Origin of the sequence: Bacillus sp. PPSBB_2 (genome assembly GCF_045291115.1) — a bacterium.
GTDB classification, from domain to species: domain Bacteria; phylum Bacillota; class Bacilli; order Bacillales; family Bacillaceae_G; genus Bacillus_A; species Bacillus_A cereus.
Genome location: NZ_CP147983.1, coordinates 4,719,991 through 4,733,085 on the forward strand (window position 1 = coordinate 4,719,991; position 13,095 = coordinate 4,733,085).

The window sequence follows — 13,095 nt, forward strand, 5'->3', positions numbered from 1 at the left end:
TTACACAAACAAAATGCTCTTGTTGTAAAAAACGCATTTCTTCCATCATGTATTTCGCACAATCTTCTGGACTTCGAATACTATATCTATTTTGATATTCTAAACGTACCATTCTTCTGCCTAGTTCAAAGGCTGCCATAAGTTGCGATGCCTTTGAAATCCCAATACCATGTATACTAATTAGCTCTTCTAATGTTGCATCTTTCAACATACGTAAGCCATCAAATTGATGTAAAATTTTATCTGACAACTTTAAAACTGTTTCTTCTTTAGAACCTGTTCTGAGTAACACTGCGAGAAGCTCTCGATTTGATAAACTTCCAGCACCTTCTAACAATAAACGCTCCCGTGGCTGTTCTTCTCTTACAACATCACGAATACCGTTCATCTCTCCACCCCTTTATTTGTTCTCTCAAAGAAAACCCCATGCAATTTTACGCATGGGTTACATCAATATCAAATTGTTTTAATTCCCGAACGAGACGTGCAATTGGTAAGCCAACTACACTATAGTAGTCCCCTTGAATATTTTGAACGAAAATAGATCCTTTACCTTGAATCCCATAACTACCGGCTTTATCAAGAGGTTCTTTCGACGCGACGTATGTATCAATTTCCTCTTCTGTTAACTCCCAAAATGTAACTTCTGTACGCTCATAAAAAGTAACCGTTTTTTCTTTTGCTATAATCGCAACACCTGTATACACTTCATGTGTTTTCCCTGATAGTAATTGTAACATCTCTTTCGCCTCATCCTCATTAGAAGGCTTACCAAGAATACGCGATTCATATGTAACAATTGTATCTGCACCTAACACAATGTGATCACTATTATTTTCTGCCACCGCTGATGCTTTTTGCAAGGCAAGCGACATTACAATATCAGAAGGCGATGAATATGCACCAATTGTTTCCTCTACTTCACTTACAACGATTTCAAATGGCACACTAGCTAACTCAAGCAATTCCTTCCTCCGAGGTGACCCTGAAGCTAAAATTATTTTTCTCATATTTTCTCCTTCCTTTCTCACATGAAGCAGAACAATTTATATTAATCGTATCAAAGGAATAGTTTGCCCACAAATGAAAGAAATATTAATTTCTCTAACTAAAATAACACTTCTTTATTGCATACGATTATATTCCTGTCATAGAGAAAGCACTTTGCTCTAAATTCAAAAGAAAAGAAAGAAGTACATGTACTTCTTTCTTACTCATTTTATTATCCTATCATTTCACTTTCTACGAAACAATTTTTTCATACGAGAGTAAACCATCAATAATAACTTGATTTAATTTCGCCAAAGATTCCTTATCCATCTTCCCATCTTTTACTGTTTGTACAGCTACCGACGTATACATATACAGTTTCTTTGCTTCTTCTTGTTTCATACTTTTCCCTTCTTTTTCAACCTTTTTCCATTCTTTTTCAATTGCTTCTATATCTTTTGCGCTGCTTTTTCCACCAACTTGTACGCTAGAAGCATATTTTGCTAAATGAGTGTATAATGGCTGCACTTTTGTTAAAAATGTCCCTACTTCTTTATCATCTTTCAGCAATGCTTTATCTGTTATATCCCAGTTCTTTTTTAAAACGGAGACACCATCATTTTTATACTTAGTCATTAATTGATTTATAGACTGTTCATCGCTAGCAATACCAACAACTATTGCATACTTATCACCGCTCGGTCTCAAAGCACCAATGCCCCCATTGCCTTTCCATTCTTCAAGAGCTGCCTGTCCCTTTTCTTCAGAAGAATAAAGCCCCCCTTGAACAAAAAATAATTTCATCGGATCCAATGACGTTCCTGCCTGTGCTTTTTGTTTTTCTTCTTTCGGTGCTGGTGTTTGTTCTGCCGTTCCACCCACCTTTGATTCTCCATTTCCAGTCGGCCTTGAAGCTGTCACTTCACTTCCTCCTGTCGTTCCTTGTCCAGTAAGTAAATGAAGCATCCCCATTCCAAACGCCGTACCGATAATGATTGCAGTTGCAACGATTACAATTAATGTATTACTCCACTTCTTTCGGTATTTTTCCACAGACATTGATTTCGCTTTTTGAAACGGAACAACATTTTTCGGTCGTTCACTTTCTACTACCATCCATTCAAATTCATCTTTCTTTTTTTCCTCATACTTCGCTTCTGTTCCATTCACTTTCACTGAGATCGTTCGTGATTGCTTGTCCATACACTCACACCTCACCTCTTATCGTTGTCCGCATCATATCATATTCATTCCATAAAAAAACGAGATATTTGTCAGAGGAATTCGCCAAATAACCCTATATATTTATCTTATATGTATGCATTTGACTTCATTTGTAGAACAAAAAAACTAGATAGCAAAGACTATCTAGTTTTTCTCGCGAATATATTTTCGTACTTCAGAAATGAAATAAAGAGAACCTGTTATGATAAAAACATCATTTTCTGCTATCATTTCAACTTTTGTATCAATTGCCTCTTTCCAATTTTCAAAAACTAATTTTGATTCTTTCTGTGAATATGATGCAAGCTTATCAGCAGAAATAGCACGATCAAAGGCGAATGTTGTAAAAATAATTTCATCTGCAATGGTTTCTAATTGGCCTACCATGTTATGTAATTGTTTATCACCAAGGGCAGTAAATAACACTATTACATTTTTATCTTTGTAATGCGCTTCTACTGTTTTCACAAGGCTTTCGATACCTTCTGGATTATGAGCACCATCTATAATAATATCTGGATTACTTTGCAGTTTTTCAAAGCGCCCCACCCAATACGCTTCCTGTAATCCAGTTCTTATTTCTTCTTCCTCAATTAAAAATGATAAGTATGTTTTTACATACATGACTGCCATAAGCGCAAGTGCTGCGTTTCCTACTTGGTGGCTGCCTTTCATTGTGATTCGCACATCTTCAAAAGAGGCGAAAGGACAAGTGAAATCGAACTGTTCTCCATCTTCACTAGACTGTTTATGTAATGCTGTAAAATGGTTGCCCATCTCGTATAAGTTTGCATGATTTTCCTTTGCAACATTTTGAATGACTTGCAAAGCTTCTTCATCTTGTACACCAGTAATTACCGGCACGCCAGACTTAATAATCCCCGCCTTTTCATATGCAATTTCTCCTAGTGTATTTCCTAAAATATGCATATGATCGTGACCGATATTCGTAATAATCGTGAGAACAGGGTGTATAACATTGGTAGAATCAAAACGTCCACCAAGCCCTGTTTCAAATAAAACAACATCACAGAAATTGAATTTGCCGAAATAGCAAATCGCCATAACAGTAATAATTTCAAACTCTGTCGCTTCCCCTAAATCCGTTTCATCTAGTTTTTCCACGACTGGTTTTACCAGCTTTACAAGTTCAGTAATCTCTTCGTCTGCAATTGGTGTTTCATTCACACTAATGCGTTCATTAAATGATTCGATGTAAGGAGAGGTAAACGTTCCTACCTTATATTTCGCGCCTTCTAACATGTAACGCATATATGTTAACGTTGAACCTTTTCCATTTGTACCAGCAAGATGAACACATTTTATATGACGCTCTGGATTTCCAAGTTCTTCTAACATCCATCTCATTCTTTCTAATCCTGGCTTAATTCCAAATTTCAATCGGCTATGGATCCACCCTATCGCTTCTTCGTATGTATGTATCACGTATGTTTTTCCCCTTTCAAAAGACAACTTTCATAGTTCTATTATACGCAAAGAAAAGAGACTCACCAATATAGTGAGTCTCTAAAAACATTTTTACTTTTCAAGATCTGCTAGACGTTGACGAACTGCTTCGCGTTTTTCTAGGTAATCTTGCTCTTTCGCACGCTCTCCTTCAATAACCGCTGCAGGAGCTTTCGCTACGAAACCTTGGTTAGAAAGTTTCTTCTGTACACGTTCTACTTCTTTATCGAACTTCTCAAGTTCTTTCTCAAGACGAGCTCTCTCTTCATCAAGATTGATAAGATCAGCTAACGGTAAGAATAACTCTGCACCTGATACGATTGCAGTCATTGCCTTTTCTGGCGCTTGTAAGTCTGTTTGAATTGTTAATTCGCTTGGGTTACAGAAACGCTCAATGTAAGAGCTATTTTTCGTAAGTTGAGCAAGTACAGCCTCATCTTTTGCTTTAATTTGCATTTGAACTTTTTTGCTCATTGGCGTATTTACTTCTGCACGGATGTTACGAACAGAGCGAATGATATCAACTAGAAGGTGCATTTCTGCCGCAGCCTCCGTATCTTGTAAATCTTCGCGAACTGTTGGCCACGCAGCTACTGTAATAGACTCGCCTTCATGCGGTAAATGTTGCCAAATTTTCTCTGTTACGAATGGCATGAATGGGTGTAATAGACGCATTGTTTGATCTAATACGTAAGCTAAAATAGAACGAGTTGTTTTCTTAGCTGCTTCATCTTCACCGTATAGTGGAAGTTTCGCCATTTCAATATACCAATCACAGAAATCGTCCCAAATGAAGTTGTATAATGAACGACCAGCTTCACCGAACTCATATTTATCCATGTTACGTGTTACGCTTTCGATTGTTTCGTTTAAGCGAGTTAAGATCCACTTATCCGCAACTGATTTTTCACCAGTTAAATCGATTTCTTCATACTTCATATCATCCATGTTCATTAATACGAAACGTGATGCGTTCCAAATTTTATTAATGAAGTTCCAAGTAGATTCTACTTTTTCCATGCTGAAACGTAAATCTTGACCTGGTGCACTTCCTGTTGATAAGAAGAAACGCATTGCATCTGCACCGTACTTCTCGATAACATCCATTGGGTCAATACCGTTACCAAGAGATTTACTCATTTTACGACCTTGCTCGTCACGAACTAAACCGTGAATTAATACATCTTTAAATGGACGCTCGCCTGTAAACTCTAAACCTTGGAAAATCATACGAGATACCCAGAAGAAGATGATATCATAACCCGTTACTAGTGCATCTGTTGAATAGTAACGTTTGAAGTCTGCTGAATCTTCATTTGGCCAACCAAGTGTTGAGAATGGCCATAACGCTGAACTGAACCATGTATCAAGTACATCGTTATCTTGATTCCAGTTTTCAATATCTGCTGGTGCTTCTGTACCTACGTATACTTCACCAGTTTCTTTATGGTACCAAGCTGGAATACGGTGTCCCCACCATAATTGACGAGAAATACACCAGTCATGAATATTTTCCATCCAACGTAAATATGTGTTTTCAAAACGCTCTGGTACGAACGTTACTTTTTCTTCTTCTTTTTGTTGAAGCGCTACTGCTTTTTCAGCAAGTGGAGCCATTTTTACGAACCACTGTGTTGATAAATAAGGCTCAACAACTGCACCGCTACGCTCACTATGACCTACTGAATGCATATGTGGCTCGATTTCTACTAATACGCCAGCTTCTTGTAAGTCTTTTACTAATTCTTTACGGCATTCGAAACGATCCATACCGTTATACTTACCAGCTTTTTCGTTCATTGTTCCATCTTCGTTCATTACTAAAATGCGTGGTAAGTCATGACGGTTACCTACTTCAAAGTCATTCGGGTCATGAGCTGGTGTAATTTTTACAACGCCCGTTCCGAAATCTTTTTCTACGTACTCATCAGCAATAATCGGAATCTCACGGCCTACGATTGGAAGTGTAACTGTTTTTCCGATTAAATGTTTGTAACGATCGTCTTCTGGATGAACTGCTACTGCTGTATCACCAAGCATCGTTTCTGGACGAGTTGTCGCAAGACGAATATGACCAGAACCATCTGTTAACGGATAGTTCATATGGTAGAATGCACCTTGAACTTCTTTATGAATTACTTCAATATCAGAAAGAGCTGTACGTGTAGCTGGATCCCAGTTGATGATATATTCACCACGGTAAATTAAGCCTTTTTCGTATAATTGAACGAATACTTTATTAACCGCATCTGATAAACCTTTGTCTAATGTGAAACGTTCACGAGAATAGTCTAGTCCTAAACCAACTTTCCCCCATTGTTGACGAATGTGAGAAGCGTACTCTTCTTTCCACTCCCAAGCTTTTTCAAGGAATTTTTCACGGCCAAGATCGTAACGTGAAATACCTTCTTCACGAAGTTTTCCTTCTACTTTCGCTTGTGTTGCGATACCAGCATGGTCCATTCCTGGAAGCCATAGTACATCGTATCCTTGCATACGCTTCGTACGAGTTAAAATATCTTGAAGAGTTGTATCCCAAGCATGACCTAAGTGTAACTTACCAGTTACGTTCGGAGGTGGAATTACAATTGTATACGGTTGTTTCTTCTCGTCTCCTGTTGCTTCAAAATATTTGCCTTCAAGCCACCATTGATAAAGGCCTTCTTCAACGGACATATGATCATATTTAGTTGGTAAATTCTGTTCCGTGTTTGACATTATTTTCCCTCCTTAAAATAAAAAATGTCCCTCATCCAAAAAGGACGAGGGACATCGCGGTACCACCTTTATTTACAAACAAATTCATAATTTGCTTATACTCTTAATTTGATAACGGACAAATCCGTCTTTTCCTAATAAGAACTATTCTGTTCAGAAAAGATGCTCCAGGGCTACCTTCTAACATAACTATCTAGAGAATCTCCCAGCTAATGATTCTCCTCTCTGAAGACGTTTCATGTTATACTCTTCCCCTTCAAGGCATTTATATGATTGTTAATTATTATATACAATAGTGTAAAAAACGAAACCTTATTCGTCAAGATAAATTTAAAACTACAGCTTTTCGTGCCAAAAAGAAGATAAGTAGAATCCTCTACTTATCTTCTTTACCACGCTATTTGTGGGCAGTAAGACCTCCACCTCAAAACTCAGCTGAAGCAAAGAAGTTAGATGGGAGCCCTGCTGCCCGTAAACGCCCAATTGGTGAAGGCTAATCATCAGCGGGGAATGTTTACTTTATCCGTTCCCTTGCTGGGCAGCTTGTAATTGTGACAGGAAATATTCTATATTGCTAACGAGCCAATGCGATTGTTGCAAACTCTTTACTCCGCGCAGTTCATTTTCCTCGTTGCGATTATCTCTTCTTTTCTTATAAGACTGGATTTGCCGAATAAATTGTGATGGATACGTCATATACGCAAACATAAGTAGTTGCTCTTCTTTCGTAAAAGGGAAATTTTTTTGATACATTTGAAACCATTCAAACCGATCACTTCTTGCGATTGGATATGTGTTTAAAGACCGTGAATAAAAACCTACTATATCTTGCACAGGCGTTGCAAACTTCGATTTTTCTAAACTAATAAAATAGCCATTCCGCTCATAGTCAAATAAAAAATGATTCAGTGACACATTACCATGCACAAAAGTAATACGCGTTTTCTCTTTTTCTTTCATCGCATCGTTCCACTCATTTAATTGCTTCGTTGCAAATTCACGCGCTCTCATTACATGATGATAGTACGTACAATATTGCAATTCAAACGGGGACATATACCATTTTGATTCAGATTCTACGAGAAACTCTTCTAACATCTCACCATCATTTTCCCAACGATCGGATATACTTGTATAATGTTTTTCTAAATCTTCTTCCGTATACGTTTCTTCCTTCACAGTTTTTTGATGCAACGTTCCAAGTGTCTGAAACATTTTATGGTATTGATCATTGTCCTCACCGTTTCCTTCTGCACGTTCTAACCAAGGCATTAAATAATAATTATACGTCCCGTCACTTAAAATATAACTTCCATCCGTCGCATGATATATAGGTACATAATTTGAAAAACCTTTCTCCTTCAAATATTGAATATGATGCAGAAAGTTATTCCGCTCTAACTTTCTGCCTTCTATTTTCTTGAGTGCATATGGACCTTGATTCGTATAAATTTTCATTACATTTCCGTGCTCTTCCATATGCTGCGTATCCAATCTATATTGCCTCACGATAGGTTCATAGTGATTTCGCAACTCAATATCCATACGAATAACCCTTTCTATTCAAAACATAGCCTCTAAGAAAGGAAGTGAGTGAAAACACTCACTTCCTTATTTCGCCTTTACCCTTGAAACGGGAATATAAATAATTTGCCCCGTATTTAAAAATATATCTTCTGTTTGATTGACACGGTATAAATTTTGTACAGACGTTTCATAACGGTCTGCAATAGATTCAATTGTATCCCCTTCTTGCACGAAATACATTCTTAACTTTGTAAATTCTTCTTCCGGTTCTTTCGTAAATAGTTTTGTTAAATAAAGCGCATTTTCATCTCGCTGTGAGTACTCTTCTTCTTGTTCTTCCTGCTTTTTCGCTTTTTCTTTCTTGAAATCTTTTCGTCCGAACAGTTCAAATTGCGGCGTTGTTTCTTGCTCCTCTTCACGTTCCACAAATTCATGTTCTTCTATTTTCTCTTCTTCTAATTCCTGCTCTTTTCTTTCCTCTAATTGGAACGGTTCAAACGCGTAATCTTCCCACTCATCTGATTCCTTATATGCTGGTTCTTCTACATGCGGCGCCGGTCTATTTTCATCCTCTTGCGCTGAATCTTCTTCTAACTCAGCATACACCGTTTCTTCCTCTTCAACTTCATCCTCGCTTCTCTCTTCATCACACAAACCGGTAATAGATATATCCGCTAATAATTGTAAGCAACCATTTTCCTTTAATTCATAATCAAATTCCTCGATTGATACATATAGCTCTTCAATTACTTTCACTCGATTTCTCGGAATTGATATTTCAAGTGGAAAGGAATGAACAAGTTCATTAACCCCATCTTCTCTTGTTTCTACATAATCAATTGACTTTGCTGGCGATAGTTCTCTTAATGAATACGCGGAATCATCTTTTCGTGCAACATACTCTCCCGTTAAATCTAATTGTCCTCTCACGATTACTTCATGATCAAGCTCTTCTATCTCAACGTCTGGATCTAACGAAATTGACAAAAGTTCTTCGACTTCCTGTCCTTTTTGGAACCACACAGATTCTTTTAATGAAAATCGTAATGAATGATCTGTAGCCACTTCTTTTCCCCCTCCCAAACTATATGTCATTACAGATTTATGTGTGGGAAGCTTACTTTATGAATAAAAAAAATCGCTCCCCTTATGGAGAGCGATTTTCTCTAATACACTACGCTTTTAATTTTGACATTGCAATTTCAGCTGCTGCAATCGTCGCTTCAATATCTGCATCACTATGTGCTGTCGATAAGAATAAACCTTCGAATTGAGATGGTGGTAAGAATACACCTTGTTCTACCATTTCACGATAGTAAGCCGCAAAGAATTCTAAGTTTGAAGATTTTGCTGCATCGTAATTAATAACGGGTTCATCTGTAAAGAAAATACCAATCATAGAGCCTGCACGGTTAATATGATGCGGAATGCCATGTTTTTCAGCTGCTTTACGTAATCCAGCTTCTAACATTTCAGCTTTACGCTCAAATTCTACATATGATTCTGGCGTTAACTGTACTAACGTTTCATAACCTGCCGCCATTGCAAGTGGGTTACCTGATAAAGTACCAGCTTGGTAAATCGGTCCGCTTGGCGCAACTTGGCGCATAATTTCCGCTTTACCACCGTATGCTCCTACCGGTAAACCACCACCGATTACTTTACCTAGGCATGTTAAATCAGGCGTTACGCCATAATAACCTTGGCCACAATTATAAGCTACTCGGAACCCTGTCATTACTTCATCAAAAATAAGCAATGCACCGTTTTCTTCTGTTACTTCACGAAGACCTTCTAAAAATCCAGGCTGCGGAGGAACGACCCCCATATTTCCTGCTACTGGTTCTACAATTACACAAGCAATATCATCACCGAATTGTTCAAACGCGTATTTTACGCTTTCTAAATCGTTATAAGCTACTGTAATCGTATTTTTCGCTACACCTTCTGGTACACCAGGACTATCTGGTAAACCTAAAGTCGCCACACCAGAACCAGCTTTAATTAATAACGAATCACCATGACCGTGGTAACAACCAATAAATTTCAAGATTTTATTACGACCTGTATAACCACGAGCTAAACGTAGTGCACTCATTGTTGCTTCCGTTCCAGAGTTAACCATACGCACAATCTCAATTGATGGCACGCGCTCAATAACAAGTTTTGCTAATTTATTTTCAATTTCTGTTGGTGCACCGAAGCTTGTACCTCTTTCAGCAACAGATTTTAACGCTTCTACAACACGATCATTTGCATGACCATGAATTAAAGGACCCCATGATAATACGTAGTCGATGTATTCATTCCCATCGATATCATATACTTTAGAGCCTTTTCCACGCTCCATAAACAACGGATTCATCCCAACAGACTTAAAGGCACGAACCGGGCTATTTACGCCACCAGGCATTAAGTCTTGCGCCTCTTCAAACGCTGCAATTGACTTATCAAACTTTTTCATTATTTAGCGCCTCCTTCTTGTAACCATCTTGCTGCATCTTTTGCATGATACGTAATAATTAAATCTGCCCCTGCACGTTTCATACTAATTAATTTTTCAAGAACAACTTCTTTTTCATTAATCCAACCATTTTGCGCTGCCGCTTTAATCATCGAATATTCACCACTTACATTATAAGCGACAACTGGTAAATTAAAGTTATTTTTCACATCACGAACAATATCTAAGTAAGAAAGAGCTGGTTTTACGATTAAGAAATCTGCACCTTCCATTACATCTGATTCTGCTTCACGGAATGCTTCCATACGGTTTGCCGGATCCATTTGATATGTTTTACGGTCACCAAATTGCGGTGCACCGTGCGCAGCATCACGGAATGGTCCATAAAATGCTGATGAATATTTCACAGCGTACGACATAACTGGCACGTGTCCAAAACCATTTTCGTCTAATGCATGACGAATTGCTGTTACGAAGCCGTCCATCATGTTTGATGGTGCAATAATGTCCGCTCCTGCTTTCGCTTGACTTACAGCTGTTTTCGCAAGAACTGCAAGAGACTCGTCATTTAAAATAATCCCATCTTCAATTACACCGCAATGGCCATGGCTTGTAAATTGACATAAACATGTGTCTGCAACTACTACTAGCTCAGGGAAATCACCTTTAATTTGCTGAATAGCACGTTGTACAATTCCATGATCACAATATGCTGATGATCCAACTTCATCCTTTTCAGCAGGTAAACCAAATACAATAACAGAACGAATACCTAAATCAACAACTTCTTGCATTTCAGCTTGCAATAAATCTAAAGACATTTGATATACGCCCGGCATAGAAGGAACTTCATTACGAACATTTTCACCTTCTAATACAAAAATAGGGTAAATAAAATCTTCCGTATGTAAAAACGTTTCACGCACAAGTGCACGCATGCCCCCGCTTTGTCTTAAACGACGATGACGATTAAATTGTAAAGAGTTCATAGATTTCTATCCCCATTCTTTCATTTTATAGATTCACAAACATATTGTAGTAATGCTTCTACAGTGTACTCTTTCGGCACAATAACAGACGGAAAATAAAGACTTGCCTCTTTTTCCGTAATAGGTCCTATACAAGCAATTGTACATTTTTTTGTCCATTCTCTCCAGTTTGTACCCTCAAGTAAACGAACAAAACTAGTAACAGTTGAAGGGCTCGTAAATGTAATAATGTCTACTTTCCCTAACTTCAATGCTGCTATAAGCTCTTGCTTTTTTTCTATATTCACTTTCGTACCGTATACGATTAGCTCATCAAGAGAAACACCAATTTCCCGAAATGCAACCGGAATTATCTCTCTTGCTAAATTCCCTTTCGGAAATAAAATACGTTCGTTTCCACTTAATTCTTTTAGAAACTCTTCTGCAAATGCTTCTGCAACAAATGAAGTCGGAACAAAATGAACTTGATAGCCCCTTTTTTCTAACTCTAATTTTGTTTTCACACCTACCGCAGCGATTTTAATGGTTAGTGGTAGTTTCTTTTTTAAACTATCTAGAAAAAAAGCTACACCATTTCTGCTCGTAAAAATAACCCAGTCGTATGAATGTAGCTGCTCTTCAATATGTTGAATTTGCCTATGAGACATACCTTCCATACGCAAAAGCGGAATTTCCAATGGAATTCCGCTCTTTTCTTTCACTGCTACACTCATTTGTTTCGCTTGATGCTGGGCACGTGTAATCAATACCGTTTTTCCAGCGAGAGCGTTCATATTTATTGTTGCTCCTTATTTGCAGCAAGAATGAGTTCTTTGGCGCCTTGTTTAATTAAACGGTCCGCGGCCTCTAACCCTACTTCCTCAGGATTAGTACCCACTACTGTCTCTTTTAATAAAACAGAGCCATCCATAGAGCCGACAAGAGCTGTTAATTCGATTGCATCGTTTTCTGTAAGGGTTGCATATCCAGCAATTGGAACTTGGCATCCACCTTCAAGTTTATGAAGAAATACTCGCTCCGCTGCCACTGTTCTTTCTGTTATCGTATCATTAATATGCGCTAACAACTGCAATAAATCCTTATCATCCTCACGACACTCAATCGCTAATGCACCTTGTCCTACAGCAGGTACACATAACGTATCATCTAAATGTTCTGTAATAACATCATCATCCCAGCCCATTCTTTGTAATCCAGCTGTCGCTAAAATAATCGCATCGTAATCTTCTTCTTTTAATTTACGTAAACGTGTATCGATATTCCCGCGAATCCACTTCACTTGTAAATCTGGTCTCGCAGCGAGTAGCTGTGCACTACGTCTTAAACTACTCGTACCTAAAATAGCACCTTCCGCTAATTCTTTAAACGATGCTCCATTTTTTGAGATAAAAGCATCACGAGGATCAACACGCTTTGGTGTACAGCCAATCATTAAACCTTCTGGAAGTACGGCTGGCATATCTTTCATACTATGTACAGCCATATCGATTTCTTTCGTAAGTAACGCATGCTCAATTTCTTTAACGAACAAGCCTTTTCCGCCTACTTTTGAAAGAGTAACATCTAAAATAACATCACCTTTTGTGACAATTTCTTTCACTTCAAATTCATATGGTAGACCTAGGGCTTTTAACTGATCAATAAACCAGTTTGTTTGCGTTAATGCTAGTTTACTCTTTCGTGATCCTACAATAATTTTGCGCATAATTCTCTCTC

Annotated in this window: 10 protein-coding genes, 1 pseudogene and 1 other annotated feature; all 11 genes and pseudogenes read right to left on the reverse strand. The window is 37.9% G+C overall.

Translation table 11 applies throughout. From position 1 onward, the window contains the following. Position 1: 1 nt before the first annotated feature. Positions 2 to 388 (reverse strand): annotated as a pseudogene (locus tag V6946_RS23880) (UPF0758 domain-containing protein); the annotation flags it as partial. A gap of 46 nt (positions 389 to 434) precedes the next feature. Further along, positions 435 to 1,010, reverse strand: a complete 576-nt coding sequence (locus tag V6946_RS23885; protein ID WP_001226291.1) for a nucleoside triphosphate pyrophosphatase — start codon at positions 1,008 to 1,010, stop codon at positions 435 to 437. A gap of 232 nt (positions 1,011 to 1,242) precedes the next feature. After that, on the reverse strand, positions 1,243 to 2,193 hold the full coding sequence (locus V6946_RS23890) for a hypothetical protein (protein WP_000361007.1): 951 nt from the start codon (positions 2,191 to 2,193) through the stop codon (positions 1,243 to 1,245). Positions 2,194 to 2,358: 165 nt separating this feature from the next. Next, on the reverse strand, positions 2,359 to 3,660 hold the full coding sequence (gene folC, locus V6946_RS23895; protein ID WP_006921244.1) for a bifunctional tetrahydrofolate synthase/dihydrofolate synthase: 1,302 nt from the start codon (positions 3,658 to 3,660) through the stop codon (positions 2,359 to 2,361). A gap of 93 nt (positions 3,661 to 3,753) precedes the next feature. Then, entirely contained in the window at positions 3,754 to 6,399 is a 2,646-nt protein-coding gene (locus tag V6946_RS23900) for a valine--tRNA ligase (protein ID WP_366981633.1), read from the reverse strand. A 37-nt stretch (positions 6,400 to 6,436) separates the two neighbouring features. After that, positions 6,437 to 6,668: a binding site (T-box leader), on the reverse strand. A 250-nt stretch (positions 6,669 to 6,918) separates the two neighbouring features. Then, entirely contained in the window at positions 6,919 to 7,944 is a 1,026-nt protein-coding gene (gene ysxE / locus V6946_RS23905) for a spore coat protein YsxE (RefSeq protein WP_000350658.1), read from the reverse strand. Between the two features lie 66 nt (positions 7,945 to 8,010). After that, on the reverse strand, positions 8,011 to 9,021 hold the full coding sequence (gene spoVID, locus V6946_RS23910; RefSeq protein ID WP_002024850.1) for a stage VI sporulation protein D: 1,011 nt from the start codon (positions 9,019 to 9,021) through the stop codon (positions 8,011 to 8,013). 79 nt (positions 9,022 to 9,100) lie between these two features. Continuing rightward, a complete protein-coding gene (hemL, locus tag V6946_RS23915) occupies positions 9,101 to 10,390 on the reverse strand; it encodes a glutamate-1-semialdehyde 2,1-aminomutase (RefSeq protein ID WP_000712937.1) in 1,290 nt (429 codons plus the stop codon). Then, a complete protein-coding gene (hemB, locus tag V6946_RS23920; protein ID WP_001087065.1) occupies positions 10,390 to 11,379 on the reverse strand; it encodes a porphobilinogen synthase in 990 nt (329 codons plus the stop codon). Before hemB ends, hemL begins: the two co-directional genes overlap by 1 nt. A 20-nt stretch (positions 11,380 to 11,399) precedes the next feature. Continuing rightward, entirely contained in the window at positions 11,400 to 12,152 is a 753-nt protein-coding gene (gene hemD / locus V6946_RS23925) for a uroporphyrinogen-III synthase (protein ID WP_006921237.1), read from the reverse strand. 2 nt (positions 12,153 to 12,154) lie between these two features. Continuing rightward, positions 12,155 to 13,084 carry a hydroxymethylbilane synthase gene (gene hemC, locus V6946_RS23930; protein WP_001226395.1) on the reverse strand — a complete coding sequence of 310 codons (930 nt, stop codon included), beginning with the start codon at positions 13,082 to 13,084 and terminating at the stop codon, positions 12,155 to 12,157. Positions 13,085 to 13,095: the final 11 nt, after the last annotated feature.

Excerpts from the sequence above, each read along its gene's own strand:
- spoVID (WP_002024850.1), bottom strand. The coding sequence starts at position 9,021 with ATGACATATAGTTTGGGAGGGGGAAAAGAAGTGGCTACAGATCATTCA.
- V6946_RS23890 (WP_000361007.1), bottom strand. The coding sequence starts at position 2,193 with ATGGACAAGCAATCACGAACGATCTCAGTGAAAGTGAATGGAACAGAA.
- hemL (WP_000712937.1), bottom strand. The coding sequence starts at position 10,390 with ATGAAAAAGTTTGATAAGTCAATTGCAGCGTTTGAAGAGGCGCAAGAC.
- hemD (WP_006921237.1), bottom strand. The coding sequence starts at position 12,152 with ATGAACGCTCTCGCTGGAAAAACGGTATTGATTACACGTGCCCAGCAT.
- V6946_RS23885 (WP_001226291.1), bottom strand. The coding sequence starts at position 1,010 with ATGAGAAAAATAATTTTAGCTTCAGGGTCACCTCGGAGGAAGGAATTG.
- hemB (WP_001087065.1), bottom strand. The coding sequence starts at position 11,379 with ATGAACTCTTTACAATTTAATCGTCATCGTCGTTTAAGACAAAGCGGG.
- V6946_RS23900 (WP_366981633.1), bottom strand. The coding sequence starts at position 6,399 with ATGTCAAACACGGAACAGAATTTACCAACTAAATATGATCATATGTCC.
- hemC (WP_001226395.1), bottom strand. The coding sequence starts at position 13,084 with ATGCGCAAAATTATTGTAGGATCACGAAAGAGTAAACTAGCATTAACG.
- ysxE (WP_000350658.1), bottom strand. The coding sequence starts at position 7,944 with ATGGATATTGAGTTGCGAAATCACTATGAACCTATCGTGAGGCAATAT.